This is a genomic window from Luteimonas soli (genome assembly GCF_042648865.1).
Lineage (GTDB): Bacteria > Pseudomonadota > Gammaproteobacteria > Xanthomonadales > Xanthomonadaceae > Luteimonas > Luteimonas soli.
The window spans coordinates 83613-102792 of record NZ_JBHRYA010000012.1; the positions used below are offsets into that span (position 1 = coordinate 83613).

13 protein-coding genes and 1 pseudogene are annotated in these 19180 nt (G+C 69.8%); 13 read left to right on the forward strand and 1 reads right to left on the reverse strand.

All coding sequences use genetic code 11. The features are described 5' to 3' along the window. Positions 1-2: 2 nt before the first annotated feature. The 13 genes and pseudogenes from miaA to ACFONC_RS15065 all read left to right on the forward strand — a co-directional run bounded on the left by miaA (position 3) and on the right by ACFONC_RS15065 (position 16051). Positions 3-977, forward strand: coding sequence for a tRNA (adenosine(37)-N6)-dimethylallyltransferase MiaA (gene miaA / locus ACFONC_RS15005; protein WP_386745427.1), 975 nt, complete (start codon positions 3-5; stop codon positions 975-977). A 186-nt stretch (positions 978-1163) separates the two neighbouring features. After that, complete coding sequence (gene hfq / locus ACFONC_RS15010; RefSeq protein ID WP_386745429.1) at positions 1164-1457, forward strand: RNA chaperone Hfq; 294 nt, start codon at positions 1164-1166, stop codon at positions 1455-1457. A gap of 72 nt (positions 1458-1529) precedes the next feature. Then, a complete protein-coding gene (gene hflX, locus ACFONC_RS15015; protein WP_386745530.1) occupies positions 1530-2915 on the forward strand; it encodes a ribosome rescue GTPase HflX in 1386 nt (461 codons plus the stop codon). Between the two features lie 110 nt (positions 2916-3025). Next, positions 3026-4144, forward strand: coding sequence for an FtsH protease activity modulator HflK (hflK, locus tag ACFONC_RS15020; protein ID WP_386745431.1), 1119 nt, complete (start codon positions 3026-3028; stop codon positions 4142-4144). Continuing rightward, a complete protein-coding gene (gene hflC, locus ACFONC_RS15025) occupies positions 4141-5016 on the forward strand; it encodes a protease modulator HflC (protein WP_386745433.1) in 876 nt (291 codons plus the stop codon). Before hflK ends, hflC begins: the two co-directional genes overlap by 4 nt. A gap of 2 nt (positions 5017-5018) precedes the next feature. Continuing rightward, positions 5019-5204 (forward strand): DUF2065 domain-containing protein, encoded by a 186-nt coding sequence (locus ACFONC_RS15030; protein WP_386745435.1) that lies wholly within the window; start codon positions 5019-5021, stop codon positions 5202-5204. A 262-nt stretch (positions 5205-5466) separates the two neighbouring features. Beyond that, positions 5467-6759 carry an adenylosuccinate synthase gene (locus ACFONC_RS15035; RefSeq protein ID WP_386745437.1) on the forward strand — a complete coding sequence of 431 codons (1293 nt, stop codon included), beginning with the start codon at positions 5467-5469 and terminating at the stop codon, positions 6757-6759. Between the two features lie 137 nt (positions 6760-6896). After that, entirely contained in the window at positions 6897-7904 is a 1008-nt protein-coding gene (locus tag ACFONC_RS15040; RefSeq protein ID WP_386745438.1) for a hypothetical protein, read from the forward strand. Positions 7905-7926: 22 nt separating this feature from the next. Further along, positions 7927-9594: an XVIPCD domain-containing protein gene (locus tag ACFONC_RS15045; RefSeq protein WP_386745440.1), complete on the forward strand. Its 1668-nt coding sequence runs from the start codon at positions 7927-7929 to the stop codon at positions 9592-9594. A gap of 168 nt (positions 9595-9762) precedes the next feature. After that, complete coding sequence (gene lexA / locus ACFONC_RS15050; RefSeq protein WP_386745441.1) at positions 9763-10395, forward strand: transcriptional repressor LexA; 633 nt, start codon at positions 9763-9765, stop codon at positions 10393-10395. Continuing rightward, positions 10395-11000, forward strand: a pseudogene (gene imuA / locus ACFONC_RS15055) (translesion DNA synthesis-associated protein ImuA); the annotation flags it as partial. The gene lexA and the pseudogene imuA, both read left to right, overlap by 1 nt. 259 nt (positions 11001-11259) lie before the next feature. After that, a complete protein-coding gene (locus ACFONC_RS15060) occupies positions 11260-12693 on the forward strand; it encodes a Y-family DNA polymerase (protein WP_386745442.1) in 1434 nt (477 codons plus the stop codon). A 136-nt stretch (positions 12694-12829) separates the two neighbouring features. Further along, positions 12830-16051 carry an error-prone DNA polymerase gene (locus tag ACFONC_RS15065; protein ID WP_386745532.1) on the forward strand — a complete coding sequence of 1074 codons (3222 nt, stop codon included), beginning with the start codon at positions 12830-12832 and terminating at the stop codon, positions 16049-16051. A gap of 146 nt (positions 16052-16197) precedes the next feature. Here ACFONC_RS15065 and gcvP read toward each other — a convergent pair whose 3' ends face one another. Next, the gene (gene gcvP, locus ACFONC_RS15070) at positions 16198-19143 is read right to left on the reverse strand and encodes an aminomethyl-transferring glycine dehydrogenase (RefSeq protein WP_386745444.1); all 2946 of its coding nucleotides are present in this window, start codon (positions 19141-19143) and stop codon (positions 16198-16200) included. Positions 19144-19180: the final 37 nt, after the last annotated feature.

Sequence of the window (19180 nt, forward strand, 5' to 3'; positions counted from 1 at the left end):
CCATGCACGATCCGCGTCCGCCGGCGATCGCACTGATGGGGCCCACGGCTTCGGGCAAGACTGCGCTTGCGCTGGAGTGGGCGCAGGCGCTGGACGGCGAGATCGTCAGCGTAGATTCGGCGCTGGTCTATCGCGGGCTCGACATCGGCGCGGCCAAGCCGACGGCCGACGAGCGCGCCGCCGCCCCGCACCACCTGGTCGATCTGCGCGAGCCGTGGCAGGCGTACTCGGCGGCCGAATTCGCCGCCGATGCGCGCGTCGCCATCGATGACATCCTTGCCCGCGGCCGGCTGCCGATCCTGGCCGGCGGCACCGGCCTGTACTTCCGCGCCCTGCTGCAGGGCCTGTCTCCGATGCCGGAGGCTGACGCCGCCGTGCGTGCGGTGATCGACGCCGAGGCCCGCGAGCGCGGCTGGCCGGCGCTGCACGCCGAACTGGCCGGTGTCGATCCGGCCGCCGCCGCGCGCATCCATGCAACCGATGCGCAGCGCATCCAGCGTGCGCTGGAAGTGTTCCGCCTCAGCGGCCGGCCGATCAGCGAGTGGCAGCGCGAGCCGGCGACGGCTCCGCGCCTGCCGTGCCGGGTGCTGAAGCTGGTCATCGCGCCGGCCGACCGCGGTGTCCTGCACGCGCGCATCGAGGCGCGCTTCGACGCGATGCTGGCCGCGGGTTTCCTCGACGAGGTACGGGCGCTGCGTGAGCTGTCGCAGCTGCGCGCGCACCCGGCGCCGCTGGATCTGCCGGCGATCCGCGCGGTCGGCTATCGCCAGGCCTGGGAGCACCTGGGTGGCGTCACGTCGCCGGGCGAATTCCGCGACCGCGCCATCCACGCCACCCGCCAGCTGGCCAAGCGCCAGCTGACCTGGCTGCGCGGCGAGCTTGATGCGCGGTGGTTTGACCCCGCATCGGAGCAGGGCCGGCTGGACGCTGCGCTGGCGTTGTTTCTGGGGGCCCGCGAAGAGCCGTCGGGGGCGTAGCCCCGACCTGCGGCTCCGGCGTGGCTCCCAGAGGCCTCTCCAACGCCGCATCGTGCGAAACGCGTCACACACGCGGCCCCCACAAGCCTGAACTGTCGTATAACATCGGCCTGTCGCCGCCGTGGGGAACGGGTCGGGCGATGCGGGGCGCAAGCCAGAACAACAATAACCAAGCTGGGGGAACACATGTCCAAGGGGCAATCTCTGCAGGATCCTTTCCTGAATGCGCTGCGGCGCGAGCGCGTGCCGGTGTCGATCTACCTGGTCAACGGCATCAAGCTGCAGGGCACGGTCGAGTCGTTCGACCAGTTCGTGGTGCTGCTGCGCAACACGGTCAGCCAGATGGTCTACAAGCACGCGATCTCGACCGTGGTGCCGGCGCGCAACGTGCGCGTGGGACCCGGCGGCGGCCACGTCCATCCGGCCGGAAACGACGAGAACGGCGGCAACGGCGAAGAGGAAGGCGGCGACGAGGCCTGAGGCTTGCGTCGGCGGGTCGGCGCCGCCATATCCGGACCCTGATCCGAAACCGGGCCCACGATGCCGACCACGCTGTTCGAACGCTCCCGCAAGGGCGAGCACGCCCTGCTGATCCAGCCCCACGCCGGCGGTCCGCCGGACGAGGGCGCGCTGGAGGAATTCGGCGACCTCGCGCGCTCGGCCGGCGCCACCGTGGCGACCGTCGTCAACGCGCGCATCGACCGGCCCAATCCCGCGACCCTGATCGGCAGCGGCAAGCTCGAAGAGGTGAAGGCCGCGGCCGAGGCCAGCGGCGCCGACCTGGTGCTGGTCAACCATCCGCTCACGCCTGGCCAGGAACGCAACCTGGAGAAGGTGCTGCAGCGACGCGTGGTCGATCGCACCGGCCTGATCCTCGACATCTTCTCCCAGCGCGCGCGCAGCGCCGAGGGCAAGCTGCAGGTCGAACTGGCCCAGCTGCGCCACATGTCCACCCGCCTGGTGCGCGGCTGGACCCACCTGGAGCGCCAGCGCGGCGGTTCGATCGGCCTGCGCGGCCCGGGTGAAACCCAGCTCGAAACCGACCGCCGGCTGCTGCAGAAGCGCGTCGAGCAGTTGCAGAAGCGGCTCGACAAGGTCGAGGTGCAGCGCACCCAGATGCGCCGCGCCCGGGTGCGCAGCGAGATCCCGCGCGTCGCGCTGGTCGGCTACACCAACGCCGGCAAGTCGACGCTGTTCAACGCCCTGACCGGCGCCGATGCCTACGCCGCCGACAAGCTGTTCGCCACCCTCGACCCCACCGTGCGCCGCCTTGAGCTGCCTGGCGGCACCGTGGCGATCGCCGACACCGTGGGCTTCGTCCGCGACCTGCCGCACGAACTGGTTGCTGCGTTCCGCTCCACCCTGAGCGAGGCGCGCGAAGCGGACCTGCTGCTGCACGTCGTCGATGCCTCCGACCCGCTGCGCGCCGAGCGCATCGCCCAGGTCGATGCGGTGCTGGCCGAAGTCGGCGCCGGCGAGATCCCGCAGCTGCTGGTCTACAACAAGATCGACAAGCTCGGCGAAGCGGCGCATCGCGAAGCCGGAGGCGATGCAGCGGCCGACGAAGCGGCACCCGACGTCGAACCGCGTCGCGCGCCGCAGCCGCGCCATGACCGCCCCGGCGGCGACCAGCCCGATGCGGCGGTGCGCGACCGGGTCTGGGTTTCGGCCCGCGACGGCCTCGGCCTCGACCTGCTGCGCGGCGCGCTCGCCGGCCGGCTCGGCCTGCGCCGCATCGTCGCGCAGCTGCGCCTGCCGACCTCAGCCGGCCGCCTGCGTGCGCGGCTGCACGCGCTCGATGCCGTGCGCGGTGAAGCGCATGACGAAGATGGCTGGACGCTGGCCGTCGACCTGCCCGCGGCCGACGTGCAGCGCCTGGCCGCCGGCGACGACGGCGCGCCTCTGCGCGGCCTGCTGGAAGAACCCGCCGCCCTGTAACCCGTGGTTTGCGCGCCGGCCTTGCTTCCGGGCGAACCCGGCCCGACCTTGTAAACTGTCCCGCACGCGGCCGCCCAGGTCGCCGCGCCACACCCCCGATTGGAGCAGGCATGGCCTGGAACATTCCCGGCAAGAACGATGACGGCGGGTCCGGAAAGGACCGTCGCAACCAGTGGAAGCCGCGCCGCGGCAGCGGCAGCGGAGGTGGCGGCCTCGGCGGCCTGTTCGACAACTTCCGCGGCATGTTCGACGGTGGCGGCGGTGGCCCGCTGCGCTGGATCGGCCTGGCGCTGGTGCTGTGGCTGGCCTTCAACTGCTTCGTGCTGGTCGCCGAGCAGGAGCGCGGCGTGGTGCTGCGCTTCGGCCAGTTCGCGCGGATCCTCGAGCCAGGCCCGCACTTCAAGCTGCCGTGGCCGGTCGAGCGCGTGACCAAGGTCGCCGCCACCCAGATCAAGACCTTCAGCGACAACGTGCCGATCCTGACCGCCGACGAGAACATCGTGCAGGTCGAGATCAACGTGCAGTACAACGTCGGCGACGCGCAGCAATACCTGTTCGGCACCCGCGACGCGGACCAGATGCTGCAGCAGGCGGCGTTGTCGACCGTGCGCGAGCAGGTCGGCCGTTCGAACCTCGACACCGTGCTCGGCGCCCGCGAGGCGCTGGCGGTGTCGGCGCGGAAGATGCTGCAGGCCTCGCTGGACGCCTACCGCACCGGCCTGGTGGTCACCGAACTCAACCTGCCCAACGCGCGCCCGCCCGAAGAGGTCAAGCCCGCGTTCGACGACGTCAACAGCGCCCAGCAGGACAAAGACCGCCTGATCAGCGAGGCAGAAGCCTACGCGGCCAAGATCGTGCCCGAGGCGCGCGGCCAGGCCGCGCGCGTGCGCACCGTGGCCGAGGGCTACAAGACCGCCGAGATCGCCCGCGCCACCGGTGACGCGGAACGCTTCAGCCTGCTGCTCGACCAGTACCGCGGCGCGCCGGAAGTCACCCGCAAGCGCCTGTGGCTGGAGACCGTGCAGCAGGTGCTCGCCGACAACCGCACCATCGTCGGCGACGGTCGCCAGCTGATCTACGTGCCGATGGACAAGACCGGCGGCAAGTCGTCGTCTTCGGCGCCGCCGCTGCTGACGCCGGACATGGTCGCCCCGACCGTCAACGCCAATAACGACAGCGACATCCGCCCCGCGCGTAATCCGCGCGGTAGCGAGGAGGCCGGCCGATGAGACTCAATATCCTGATCCCGCTGGTGCTCGTGGCGCTGTTCGGGCTGATGGGCTCGGTCTACGTGGTCGCCGAAGGCCACACCGCGATCGTGCTCAACCTGGGCCGCGTCGCGCGCAGCGACATCGGCCCCGGCCTGCATTTCAAGTGGCCGCTGATCGAGAGCGCGCTGGTGTTCGATCGCCGCCTGCACGTGCTCGACGCCACGCCCGAGCGCTACCTGACGTCCGAACGCAAGGACGTATCCGTGGACTTCTTCGCCGTGGGCATGATCGAGGACGTGCGCGCGTTCTATCGCGCAACCGGCGGCGCCGGCATGGTCGCCGAGGAAACCGCGGTGCAGCGCCTGGCGCCGATCATCAAGGACGCGCTGCGCAACGAGATCAACTCGCGCACGCTGTCGGAAGTGGTGTCCGGCGACCGCTCGGAGGTGATCGAGCGCCAGCTGGACAACATCAATACCGGTGCCAGGAACATCGGCATCCGCATCGTCGACCTGCGCATCAAGAAGATCGACCTGCCCACCGACAGCACCGTGATCCGCGACGTGTACCGGCGCATGAGCGCGCAGCGCCAGCAGGTGGCCAGCCGCCTGCGCGCCGAGGGCGAGGAGCAGGCGCAGACGATCCGCTCCGAGGCCGACCGCGAACGCACGGTGATCCTGGCCGAGGCCGAGCGCGACGCGCAGAAGCTGCGCGGCGAGGGCGATGCACAGGCCACGCGCATCTACGGCGAGGCCGCCGGCCGCGACGCCGGCTTCTATGCCTTCCAGCGCAGCCTGGAGGCGTACCGCGCGGCGTTCGAGGGCGGAGACAGCGTGATCGTGCTCGACAGCAGCGATCCGTTCCTGCAGTACATGCGCAACGACAGATAGCGATGTCGGACCTGTGGACGGCGCTGTGCCTGGTCGCGGTGCTGGAGGGGCTGGTGCTGTTCGCGTTCCCGGACGCGCTCAAGCGCATGGCCGAGCAGATGCAGGAGATGGAGAGCCGGCAGTTGCGTATTGCCGGCGCCATCGTGCTCGTGGCGGGGCTGGTGGCGCTGTACCTGAGCCGCTCTTGATCGTCATCCCCGCGAAGGCGGGGGGCCATGGACGTTGGTGGCCGCGGGAAAGGCTCGCGGCTTCCGCCGCTCCTGCAGGAGCTGGACGCCCTGCCATGTCGCTTCGGCCGCCGCCGCTGGCCTGCGGGCCGCGAAACCCGGATAATTCGCAAAAGCCGGACGGGCAGGTTCTCCAGGGAGCCGACCGCCGGCTTTTTCCGCGTGTGGGCCAGTCCGGATCGCGGCAGCAGCCGCTCCACCAATTCGCAGCAGGAGTCTTGCAATGGGTCAGTCAGTGGTGGTGCTTGGCGCGCAGTGGGGCGACGAGGGCAAGGGCAAGATCGTCGACCTGCTGACGCAGGACATCGGCGCGGTGGTGCGCTTCCAGGGTGGCCACAACGCCGGCCATACGCTGGTGATCGGCGGCAAGAAGACCGTGCTGCACCTGATCCCCTCGGGCATCCTTCGCGACGACGCGCTGTGCCTGATCGGCAACGGCGTGGTGCTGTCGCCGGCGGCGCTGGTCAAGGAAATCGCCGAACTCGAGGAAGCCGGCGTGGAAGTGCGCAGCCGCCTGAAGATCAGCCCGGCCACGCCCCTGATCATGCCGTACCACATCGCCCTGGACCAGGCGCGCGAGAAGGCCGCCGGCGGCAAGGCCATCGGCACCACCGGGCGCGGCATCGGCCCGGCCTACGAGGACAAGGTCGCGCGCCGCGGCATCCGCGTGGCCGACCTGCATTACCCCGAGCAGCTGGCCGAACTGCTGCGCACCGCGCTCGATTACCACAACTTCGTGCTGACCAAGTATCTCGATGCCGATGCGGTGGACTACCAGCAGACGCTCGACGAGGCGCTGGCCTTCGGCGAATACGTCGAGCCGATGAAGTCCGACGTCGCCGGCATCCTCCACGACCTGCGCAAGCAGGGCAAGAAGGTGCTGTACGAAGGTGCGCAGGGCGCGCTGCTCGACATCGACCACGGCACCTATCCGTACGTCACCTCGTCCAACACCACCGTCGGCGGCGCGCTGGCCGGTACCGGCGTGGGCGCGGATGCGATCGACTACGTGCTCGGCATCTGCAAGGCCTACGCCACGCGCGTGGGCGGTGGTCCGTTCCCGACCGAACTCGATGACGAAGTCGGGCAGGGCATCCGCGACCGCGGCCAGGAATACGGCGCCTCCACCGGCCGCCCGCGCCGCTGCGGCTGGATCGACATCGTCGCGCTCAAGCGCGCGGTGGCCATCAACGGCATCAGCGGCCTGTGCATCACCAAGCTCGACGTGCTGGACGGCATGGACACGCTGAAGATGTGCATCGCCTACCGCTACCGCGGCAAGGAAACCGAATACGCCCCGCTCGACGCCCAGGGCTGGGACGAATGCGAGCCGGTGTACCTGGAGTTCCCCGGCTGGAGCGAGAACACCCACGGCGTCACCGACTGGGACGACCTCCCGCCCGCCGCCCGTGCCTACCTGCGCGCGCTGGAGGAACTGGCCGGCTGCCCGCTGTCGATCGTCAGCACCGGCCCGGACCGCGAGCACACGATGGTGCTGCAGGATCCGTTCGCATAGTCGTCGCGGCTCGTTACCCTCTCTCGTTCGCCTGGAGGGAGAGCGTGATGGCGTGGCGGGATTGACGAAGGACTTGGACTGCCAGTCCTCCGGTTGCTAGGCTGTACCCGGATCGGCCAACGTCATCGGAGGACGCCGTGCGTACAGGGATCGTGCTGTGCCTGGTCAGTTGTGTGATTGCAGTCGCTGCGTGCGACGCGCGGGATATCCCGGCGTCGGTCACTGGCGAGCAGGGCGTGCCCGTTGCGCCCGGGCCGCGAGAACCAGCGAAAGAGACCTTCGGCATTACGTTGCCGGCGACACTGCCGTCGGCGGCGGAATTCTATGCGGTCGAACGCGCGCTGGGCGCACGCTGCCCGGAACCCGACGAGATCGACGTGTCGCGCAAGCCTTGCCGCGGCCCGGTGCCCGCGCACTTGGCGTCAACGCTGGTTGCGCTGCCGACGCGGGACGTCTACTTCCCGCGAAGTATGCGCGAGGCGTCGGCGCGCAAGGCGTTGCAGTATTACGCAGTGCCTGGCCTTGGCCGTCGCCCGGATTTCTGGTTACCGCTGGCCGACGGCGCATGGCTGCGCTCGTTCGAGGGGCCGGATCCGGCGATCACGGTCTACCTGTTTCGGCCGCCCTCGCCCCGACCAGACTCGGCCATCGTGATCTGGCACGCAGCACATCCGGAGGATCCTGAGCCATCGGCTGAACCTCCGCCGTGGACGGACTACGCGTTCAAGGTGTATCGCACGGTCGACGACGGGACGCCGCAGGACGTTACTTCGCAGCTGCTGCCACCCAAGCCGACGATGACGGCGGAGGAGCGCAGGCGCTATGGGCTACATCTTGGGTACAACCTGATGGATGCATCGGATGACGACATTTTCCTGGTTCTCGACAAGCTGCAGTACGCGCCGACGATGCGCTGGATCATGGAATTCGATCCGGACAATCCGATCCCGGAGAGCGATCCCCGGCGGTTCGGGGACTGGGCGAATGCGCATTTCGGGTTTCTGGTGTGGACAGGCAAACGATTTGAGCTTCGGCAAACCGTGCCGCGTTCGCGCTGGCCGTGTAGGCCGGTTCCAAGAGGAGTCGAACCATGTAGCTATTTTCCAGATGCAGGATTCGATTCGTTCGTCAAATTAGAACATTGAGCGCAATGGCAAGGAGGCCGCAATGAACCGAGAAGCTGAATTTGATATCCGCGCGTCTGCGGACCAGGTTGTTGAGTTGCTGCAGCAGCAGCGCACGCTTGACGCAATCGAGCAGCTGGAGCGATATCGCGAAGGACAGCCGCGCATCATCCAGGAAGCGCTGGATCGCTATGTGGCCACGGACGCGCGCGCGATGCTGGATGCGCTGGCGCGCGATCCACGGGCAGTCGACGCTGCGCCTGAGCCGGTTCTCGAACGCCTGCAACGCGCATCGCGCGCGCCCAGGTTTCCCGGGCAGTGGGTGCAAGGCGAGGGCAGCGAGCCCGACACGATCCCCGAAATCGATGCATTGACGCAAGCACAGCGCTTCGACGTCTATGCCAGCATCGTTGCGATCCGAGGTAACGATGCGGCGCGCGATGCCCTGGATGGCCACGAGCGGGTGATCCTGGGGCTGCGACAGGAGAACACGACGCTGGCAGGTAACGATCGCGACAAGCCATTTGCCGCGCTGGTTGACTTGCCGGGAACGCCCGAGCGCGACGAATCGCGCGCGGGGACCGGCGTCTACGACGACCGCATCGTCGTGCTCTGGAAAGAGGCGGACGGTACGCGCCGCGTCTTCGCGGCCAGGAGGGGCAATACGGAACCCACAGCCCAGTACGATCATCATGCCGGCAGCGACGGGCGGCGTGTCCACTCCTCGGGTGGCCGTGATACGCGGCAACACGCCCCCTCGTCGGGCTACGAGCATATCGTGAAGCTGCGCAAGATCGAAGGCGAGGATGTCGACCGCGACGGCCTGCGCGACCTGGGTCGCCTAAGTGAGGGCACTGTAGAGATGCAGCGCGCCATGCATCCACGGCCGGGTGGACGCGGCGCCCTCGATGTCGCGCTGCGCCCGACGGCTGAGGCGGTGCGGCAGGGCGAAGGACGCGTGCAACGGGACACGAACGCCGACGGTTGGTTCACCCAGGCCGACGTCGATGGCATCCAGGCACTGAACGACAGCTTCAAGATCCATCGCGGATCGCGTGCAAATACCGACTCTGCGGGCTGTCAGACCATTCATCCAGACGAATACAACGACTTCATCAATGCCGTCACCGGCAACCCCGCCCAGACCCGCTGGCAATACGTCCTGACCTCGACCACGCCCGGCATGTGGCGCAATGTGGAGGACAGGGTCAACGGGATGCCGGAGGTGGAGGCGCCCACGCGCAATCGACCCGGACCCGCGGCACCCGGTCGCAACCAGGATGCGCGTCCGCATCCACGCGGGCCGGCCGATCCCGGCCATCCCGACCACGCGCTGCTGCTGGATATCCGCGAGCGCGTGCACGGACTTCCCGGCCTCGACTGCGGGAACGGCAAACGCGCGGAGAACCTGTGCCGGGCGTTGCTGCCGGTGGCCAAGGCGAGTGGCCTGCGCCGCGTCGACCACGTGGTGCTGGGCGTGGGCGGCGGGCGGGCGGGGGCTGGCGAAAACATCTTCCTTGTGCAGGGCGCGCTGAACGATCCGGCGCACCTGCGCACGTTCGCGAAGACCGAAGCGGCGATGGCGACGCCGACGCCGGCATCGGACCAGCGGCTGGAAGACGTCAACCGGCAACTGGCGGATGCTGCCGTGCAGGCGCAGGTCGCGATCGCGCAGCAGCCACCGCATGGCCTGTCGCCGATGCGGGTTTGAGCGCGGGTGACGTCTCCGCCCCCAAAGCGACGGATGGGGGTGGCGGGGTAGGAGTACGCGGCAAGCCGTTGATTTGGTGACAGTCTCTGCTTGCGAGACGCGCGACTGGCGCAATCGCCGTGGACGCGGGTCTTGCGCTCGCCCGCAAAGGTAAATAGATTTTTACCCATGACCGACGACCTCACCGACCGCCAGCGCGCCGTGCTCGACTTCATCCGCGGGCACGCGGCCAGCGAAGGCCTGCCGCCGACGCTGCAGCAGATCGCCGACGCCTTCGGCTTCCGCCAGGCCTGCGCGGCGCACAAGCACGTGCGGCGGCTGCAGGAGGCCGGCTACCTGGACGTGCGGCCCAACGAGGCGCGCGGCATCCGCCTTGCCGGCACTCGCGGCCGCGGTGCGCGCACGCGGCTGCGCGAAGACCGGATGGAACTGCCGGTGCTCGGCCGCGTCGCCGCCGGCGCGCCAATCGGCGCCGATGCCGGCGTCGAGCGCCACGTGCTGCTCGACCGCGCGCTGTTCGCCAACCGGCCCGACTACCTGCTGCGGGTGCAGGGCGATTCGATGCGCGACGACGGCATCTTCGACGGCGACCTGGTCGCGGTACAGCGCACGCGCGAGGCGCGCAACGGGCAGGTGGTGGTGGCGCGCGTGGACGGCGAAATCACCATCAAGCGCTTCGAACAGACGAAGTCGCGGATCCGCCTGCTGCCGCGCAATCCCGACTACGCACCGATCGTGGTGCAGCCGGGCAGTGACTTCGCCATCGAAGGCCTGTACTGCGGCCTGGTGCGCAGCGACTGATGGCCGCCGCGGACGCCACTGCCGCCGCGCCCAACCTCGACGCGATGCTGTCGGCGCAGACCGTGTGGCGCGCCGGGCGCGCGCCGGCGACGACGGCCGGCGGCGAGCCGACCGGCCACGCCGCGCTCGACGCGCTGCTGCCGCAGGGCGGCTGGCCGCGGCGCGCATTGACCGAGCTGCTGCTGCCGGCCGACGGCGTTGGCGAACTGTCGCTGCTGCTGCCCACGCTTGCGCGCATGACCCGGGCGGGTGCGGTGGTCGTGGTGGTGGCACCGCCGTACCTGCCGTACGCGCCGGCCTGGCAGGCGGCGGGTATGGACCTGCGCCATCTCGAAATCATCGATGCCGATGCGCGCGGCGCGCTGTGGGCCTTCGAGCAGTGCCTGCGCAGCGCGGCCTGCGGTGCCGTGCTGGGCTGGCCGCTGCACGCCGACGCGCAGTCGCTGCGACGCCTGCAGGTGGCGGCCGACGGCGGCGACTGCCTCGGCTTCGCCTTCCGCGACCGCAAGCACGCCGCCAACCCGTCCCCGGCCGCACTGCGGCTGGAACACGCCAACGGCGCCTGGCACGTGCGCAAGTGCCGCGGCGGCAACGTGCCCGAGCGGACTTTCCCGTGGCCCGCTTTCGTAGGAGCGGCGAAAGCCGCGAACTCTTGCCCCCTCCCCTGCGACGGCAGGGGAGGGTTGGGGAGGGGTGCCTTCGGGCAGCGCCGCGAACCGTGGGCACCCCCTCCCAGCCTCCCCCTGCCGTCGCAGGGGGAGGGGCCAAGGCAAAAGCTCGCGGCTGAAGCCGCTCCTATAAGGGCAGCATCCACAAAAGCTGCTCCAAAAACCGCCGCCATCGCAGGCCTTCGTTGAGCGCGCCATGCTCTGGGCCTGCATCCACCTGCCGCAGCTGGCGCTCGACGCCGTCCTGCGCCGCATCCCCGACCCGGAACGCCCGCTGGCGCTGGTCTCGGGTCCCGCGCACCTGCGCCACCTGCACGCCGTCAACGAAACCGCCGCGCAGGCCGGGCTGAAACCCGGCATGCGGCTGTCGGCAGCGCACGCGCTGTTGTCCGACGTGGCGCTGGTCGAACACGACGCTTCCGCCGATGCGCGCTGGCAGCGATTCCTCGCCGCGTGGGCCTACCGCCACAGCTCGCAGGTCAGCGCGCAGTGGCCGGGTGCGATCGTGCTCGAGGTACGGGCGAGTTTCCGCCTGTTCGGGCCGTGGCCGCGCTTCGAGGCGCGGCTGCGCGAGGAGCTTGACGGCCTGGGCTTCACCCACCGCATCGCGCTGGCGCCGACGCCGCGCGCGGCGCTGGTGTTCGCGGGGCTGCGTGACGGCTTCGCGGTGACCGGCGTCGAAGCCATGCACGAGGCGCTGGCGCGGGTCCCGGTCCGCCGCGCCGCATTGCCGGACCGCGACGGCGATGCCGGCGAGCGCCTGCACCGCATGGGCGTGCGCACGCTCGGCGCCCTGCGCGCGTTGCCGCGCGACGGCTTGCGTCGCCGCTTCGGCAGCGAACTGCTCGACCACCTCGACCGCCTGTACGGGGAGGTCGACGATCCGCTCGCCTGTTACATGCCGCCGGACCATTTCGATGCCCGCATCGAACTCGGCTACGAGGTCGAAAGCCACCAGGCGCTGCTGTTCCCGCTGCGGCGTCTGGCCGGTGATCTTGCCACCTACCTGTCGGTGCGCGACGGCGGCGTGCAGCGCTTCGTGCTGCGGCTGGAGCACGAGCAGGACCACACCGACGTGGTGGTCGGCCTGCTCGCCGCCGAACGCGAGCCGGGCGTGCTGTTCGAACTCACCCGCAGCCGGCTCGAGCAGGCATCGATCCCGAAGCCGGTGGTTGCGGTACGCCTGCTGGCGCGCGAACTGCCGCCGTTCGTGCCGGCCTCGCGCGACCTGTTCGACACCCGCCCGGCGCAGGCGCTGCCGTGGCCGCAGTTGCGCGAACGCCTGCGCGCGCGGCTGGGCGACGAAGCGGTCTGGCGCCTCGCGCCCGCGGGCGATCCACGCCCGGAGCGCGCCTGGCGCCGTGCCGGCGTCGGTGACGATGCCCTGTGCGCACGACCCGCACCGCCGCGCCCGCCGCGCCCGGCATGGCTGCTCGCCAGCCCTGTCCCGTTGCGCGACCCGTGCCCACGCATCATCTCCGGCCCCGAGCGCCTCGAAAGCGGCTGGTGGGACGGCGACGACGCACGCCGCGACTACTACGTCATCGAAACCGCGCAGGGACAGCGCGCCTGGGCCTTCGCCCCGGCAGGCGAGCAGGGAAGCTGGATGCTGCACGGCTGGTTCGCGTGAGCCGGCATGGCAGCGGGAGCGGATCCGGCGCGCGCTTGCCGGCGGGTGGGCATCCGTGAGCGGCCATGACGACTACGGCCTGCCGCCCGGCGTCGCTCCCGACACCCCCGGCGCGCACGTCCCACGCATCGTCCGCATGCGCGAACGCCTGCGCGGTGCGGCCAACGACGATCCGCACGGCGATGCGCCGGCGTACGCCGAACTGCACTGCCTGTCCGACTTCACCTTCCTGCGCGGTGCGGCCAGCGCGGAGGAGCTGTTTGAACGCGCCGCCCGGTGCGGTTACGAGGCCCTGGCGGTCACTGACGAGTGCTCATTGGCCGGCATCGTGCGTGCGCGCGACGCGGCGGAAGTCACCGGCATCCACCTGGTCGTCGGCGCCGAGTTCCGCCTCGACGACGGCCTGCGGCTGGTGCTGCTGGTCGAGAATCGCGCCGGCTACTCGCAGCTGTGCCGCCTGATCACCGTCGCCCGGCGTGCCGCGGAGAAGGGCGAATACCGCCTCGGCCGCGCCGACGTCGAAAAGGAATGCTTCGACTCCGGCGCCACCGGCCTGTTCGCGCTGTGGCTGCCCGGTGCCGAACCGGACCCGGGCGAGGGCGCATGGCTGCGCAACGTGTTCGGCAACCGCGCGCACCTGGCGGTGGAACTGCATCGCGAAGACGACGATGCCGCGTGCCTGGCGCGCCTGCTCGCGCTGGCCGGCGAACTGGGCCTCGTACCGCTCGCCGCCGGCGACGTGCACATGGCCACGCGTCGCCAGCGCGTGCTGCAGGATACGGTCACCGCGATCCGCCACGGCCTGCCGCTGGCCGAATGCGGCGCGCACCTGTTCCGCAACGGCGAGCGCCACCTGCGCACGCGGCGCGCGCTGGGCAACATCTACGGGACGACGGAAGGCGGGCGGACGCTGCTGCAGGCGGCGGTGGAACTGGCGCGGCGCTGCACGTTCAACCTGCGCGAAGTGAAGTACGACTATCCGGCGGAACTGGTGCCCGAGGGCGAGACGCCGTCTTCGCACCTGCGCAAGCTCACCGAAGCCGGCATGCGCAAGCGCTGGCCTGGAGGCGCGCCCGCACAGGTCGCCAGGCAGATCAACGACGAGCTGGCGCTGATCGCCGAGCTGAAGTACGAGGCCTTCTTCCTTACCGTCGAGGACATCGTCCGCTTCGCCAACGAAAGGAAGATCCTGTGCCAGGGCCGCGGCTCGTCCGCCAACTCCGCGGTCTGCTTCGCGCTCGGCATCACCGCGGTGGACCCCGCCGAGAGTCGCCTGCTGCTGGCGCGCTTCCTGTCGAAGGAACGCAACGAACCGCCCGACATCGACGTCGATTTCGAGCACGAGCGCCGCGAAGAGGTCATCCAGTACGTCTACAACAAGTACGGACGTACGCGCGCCGCGCTGGCCGCAACCGTGATCCGCTACCGGGGCAAGAGCGCGGTGCGCGATGTCGCCAAGGCATTCGGCTTGCCGCCCGACCAGGTCGCGCTGCTGGCCGAATGTCACGGCTGGGGCAACGGCGAGACGCCGATGGAGCAGCGCCTGCGCGAGACCGGCTTCGACATCGACAACCCGCTGATCGCGCGCGTGCTGGTGGTGACCGACATGCTGCGCGGCCGACCGCGCCACCTGTCGCAGCACGTCGGCGGCTTCGTGATTTCCGACCAGCCGCTGTGGAAGCTGGTGCCGGTGGAGAACGCGGCGATGGACGATCGCACCATCATCCAGTGGGAGAAGGACGACCTCGAGTCGATGGGCATGCTCAAGGTCGACTGTCTCGCGCTGGGCATGCTGACCTGCCTGCGCAAGGCGCTGGACCTGGTGCGCGTGCACCGCGGGCGCAATCTGGATCTCGCCACGATTCCGTCCGGCGACGAGGCGACCTACGACATGGTCTGCCTGGCCGATACCGTCGGCGTGTTCCAGATCGAATCGCGCGCGCAGATGGCGATGCTGCCGCGGCTGCGGCCCAGGAAGTTCTACGACCTGGTGGTCGAGGTGGCGATCGTGCGGCCGGGCCCGATCCAGGGCGACATGGTGCATCCCTACCTGCGTCGGCGGCAGGGCAAGGAACGGGTGACGTATCCGTCGGCGGGCATCGAGGAAATCCTCGGCCCCACGCTCGGCGTTCCGCTGTTCCAGGAACAGGTGATGGAACTGGTGATCCACGCCGGCTATTCGCCGGAGGAAGCCGACGGCCTGCGTCGATCGATGGCCGCGTGGCGCCATGGCGGCGACATGGAACCGCATCGCGAGCGCATCCGCGCGCTGATGCTGGACCAGGACTACGCGCCCGAATTCATCGATCAGATCTTCGAGCAGATCAAGGGTTTCGGCTCGTACGGTTTCCCGCAGAGCCACGCCGCCTCGTTCGCCAAGCTGGTCTACGCCAGTTGCTGGCTCAAGCGCCACGAGCCGGCGGCGTTCGCCTGCGCGCTGCTCAATTCGCAGCCGATGGGGTTCTACTCGCCGAGCCAGATCGTGCAGGACGCGCGGCGAGGCAAGGGCGGCAGCGAAGGCCGCCCCGGCGTCGATTTCCTGCCGGTTGACGTGGTGCACAGCGATTGGGACTGCACCCTGGCCGACCAGGTCCCGGTGTTGGACGACCCTTGTGGGAGCGGCCATGGCAGCCACAGGGGCAGGGCGGCCGGGCAGCCGGTGATTCGCCTGGGGCTGCGCGAAGTCCGCGGGCTTTCTGAAGATGCCGCCGCCGCCATCGTCGCTGCGCGCGCGCAGCGGCCGTTCCGCAACGTCGCCGACCTGTGCCTGCGCGCGAACCTCGATGAAAAGGCGCGCCGTGCGCTCGCCGAGGCCGGCGCGCTGCGCAGCCTGGCCGGCCATCGCAACGACGCGCGCTGGCAGGTTGCGGGCATCGAACGCCAGCGCCCCTTGCTGCCGGGCAGTCCCGACGAAGACGCCATCGCGCTGCCGGCCCCGGGCATGGGCGAAGAAATCCTGTCGGACTACCGTGCCACCGGCCTGTCGCTGGCCGCGCACCCGCTGTCGTTGCTGCGCGAACAACTGCGCGCGCGCCGCGTGCTCGACTCAGGCGACTTGCACGGCCAGCGCCACGGCCGCAGCGTGTACACCGCCGGAATCGTCACCCAGCGCCAGCGGCCGGGTACCGCCGGCGGCACGATCTTCGTCACGCTGGAAGACGAACATGGGGTGGTCAACGTGATCGTCTGGCCGCGCGTCGCGCAGCGCAGGCGCAAGGCGCTGCTCAACTCGACCCTGCTTGCGGTGCGCGGGCGCTGGGAGCAGGTCGACGGCGTCGAACATCTCATCGCGCGCGACCTGGAGGACCTGAGCGCGATGCTCGGCGGGCTGCGCGCGGAATCGCGGGATTTTCATTAGGGCCGCGGAGCAGGTCGGGGCTACGCCCCCGACGCGTGATGGAGGCACGGACGCGGGCGTCGGGGGCGTAGCCCCGACCTACGGCGCCGGATACGGAAAGCCCCGCGATGCGGGGCTTTCCATGGTCGATCAGGGCAGGCGCGGACTCACACCACGTCCGGCTCGCTGAACGCTTCCGGTTCCTCGTCGGCCGAACCGATCGGGATGCAGCTGCAGAACACGTTCTTGTCGCCGTGCACGTTGTCCACGCGCGCGACCGGCGGCCAGTACTTCTGCTGGCGCAGGGTGGCCAGCGGGAACGCCGCCAGTTCGCGCGGGTAGGAGCGGGTCCATTCGCTGGCCGAGACCTGGGCCGCGGTGTGCGGGGCGTTGAGCAGCGGATTGTCCTCGCGGTCGAGCTTGCCTTCCTCCACCGCGCGGATCTCCTCGCGGATCTGGATCATCGCGTCGATGAAGCGGTCCAGTTCGTGCATCGATTCGCTCTCGGTCGGCTCGACCATCAGCGTACCGGCGACCGGGAAGCTCAGCGTCGGCGCATGGAAGCCGAAGTCGATCAGGCGCTTGGCCACGTCCTCGGCGCCGATGCCGGTGGCGTCCTTGAGCGGGCGCAGGTCGAGGATGCACTCGTGCGCGACCAGTCCGTTGCGTCCGGTGTAGAGCGTCCTGTAATGCGGCTCGAGTTTCTTCGCGATGTAGTTGGCGTTGAGCAGGGCCGCCTGGGTCGCCTTGCGCAGGCCGTCGGCGCCCATCAGCGCGACGTACATCCAGCTGATCGGCAGGATGCTGGCGCTGCCGTGGGCGGCGGCGGAGACCATGCCGACCGCGGGAGCCGTGCCTTCGGCCTCTTCCGCAGGCGCGAGAGGCGCGGTGCGCGGCAGGAAGGGCGCGAGATGCGACTTCACCGCGCACGGGCCCACGCCGGGGCCGCCGCCGCCGTGCGGGATGCAGAAGGTCTTGTGCAGGTTCAGGTGCGAGACGTCCGAGCCCCACTTGCCGGGCCGGGCGACGCCGACCAGGGCGTTCATGTTGGCACCGTCGGTGTACACCTGCCCGCCGTGCTTGTGCACGATCCCGCAGATCTCGACCACGTCTTCCTCGAACACGCCGTGCGTGGACGGGTAGGTGATCATGATCGCGGCCAGCCGGTCGGCGTGCTTGGCGGCCTTGGCGCGGATGTCCTCGACGTCGACGTTGCCGTTGGCGTCGCAGCGCGTGACCACGACGGTCATGCCGCACATCTGCGCCGAAGCCGGGTTGGTGCCGTGCGCGGATTCGGGGATCAGGCACACGTCGCGGTGGCCTTCGCCGCGCGAGCGATGGTATGCGCGGATCGCCAGCAGGCCGGCGAACTCGCCCTGCGCGCCGGAGTTGGGCTGGAAGCTGACCGCGTCGTAGCCGGTGATCTCGGCCAGCATCTTCTCCAGGCCGTCGATCAGCATCTTGTAGCCTTCGACCTGGTCGGCCGGTGCCAGCGGGTGGATGTTGGCGAACTCCGGCCAGGTGATCGGGATCATCTCGGCGGTGGCGTTGAGTTTCATGGTGCACGAGCCCAGCGGGATCATCGTGCGGTCCATCGCCAGGTCCTTGTCGGCCAGCGCGCGCAGGTAGCGCAGCAGTTCGTGCTCGCTGTGGTGGGTGTTGAACACCGGATGGGTGAGGAAGGCGCTGGTGCGCTTGAGCCCGGCGGGGATCAGCGAGGGCGCGGTGGCGTCCAGCGCGTCGATCGAGGGCAGCGCCGTGTCGTCGGACGGCGCGAAGATGCGCCACAGCAGCTCAAGGTCGGCGCGGGTGGTGGTTTCGTCCAGCGATACGCAGATCGAGCCGTTGCCGCGCACGCGCAGGTTGGCGCGCATGGCCTTCGCGCGCTCCAGGATCGTGGCGCCGCGGTCGCCCGGTTCGATGCACAGAGTGTCGAAGGCGCTGTCGTGCACCACCGAATGGCCCATCTCGCGCAGGCCGGCAGCGAGGATCGCGGCCATCCGCGCCACGCGCGACGCGATGCGCGCCAGGCCGTCGGGGCCGTGGTAGACCGCGTACATCGCCGCCATCACCGCCAGCAGCACCTGCGCGGTGCAGATGTTGGAGGTCGCCTTCTCGCGGCGGATGTGCTGCTCGCGGGTCTGCAGGGTCAGGCGATAGGCGGGGTTGCCTTCGGCATCGACCGACACGCCGATCAGGCGGCCGGGCATCGAGCGCTTGTAGGCGTCGCGGCAGGCCATGAACGCCGCGTGCGGGCCGCCGAAGCCGAACGGAACGCCGAAGCGCTGGGTGTTGCCGATGACGATGTCGGCACCCATCTCGCCCGGCGGCGTGAGCAGGGTCAGCGCGAGCAGGTCGGTGGCGACCACGAACAGCGCTTTGTGCGAATGGACCACCTCGGCGTCGCGCGTCCAGTCCGCGATCCAGCCGCTGGATGCCGGGTACTGCACCAGCACGCCGAAATAGTCGCCGGCTGCGAGCTTTTCGTGGAAGGCGTCCGTGGAGCGCACGATCTCGACGTCCAGGCCCAGCGGCACCGCACGGGTGCGCAGCACTTCCAGCGTCTGCGGGTGGGTGTCGCCGGCGACCAGGAAGGTGTCGGACTTCGACCGCGACGAACGCTTGGCCAGCGTCATCGCCTCGGCCGCGGCGGTGGCCTCGTCGAGCAGCGAGGCGTTGGCGATCTCCATGCCCGTCAGGTCGGCGACCATGGTCTGGAAGTTGATCAGCGCCTCCATGCGCCCCTGCGAGATCTCCGCCTGGTAGGGCGTGTACGCGGTGTACCAGGCGGGGTTTTCGAGGATGTTGCGCAGGATGACGTTCGGCGTGTGGGTGCCGTAGTAGCCTTGGCCGATGAAGCTGCGGAAGACCTGGTTACAGTCGGCGATGACGCGGATCTTCGCCAGCGCGTCGACTTCGGTCAGCGAGCCGGGCAGGGCGAGGGCGTCCTTCGAGCGGATCGAGCCGGGGACGATGGCGTCGGTCATCGCGTCCAGCGAGTCGTGGCCGACGACGCGCAGCATGTGCGCGATTTCGGCGTCGTTGGGGCCGATGTGGCGTTCGACGAACGCCTGGTTGTGTTCGAGGTCGCGCAGGGAGGGCGTCGTGGTCATGGTGGGGCGTCCATAGGTGGCCTGCAGGCCGTGCCTG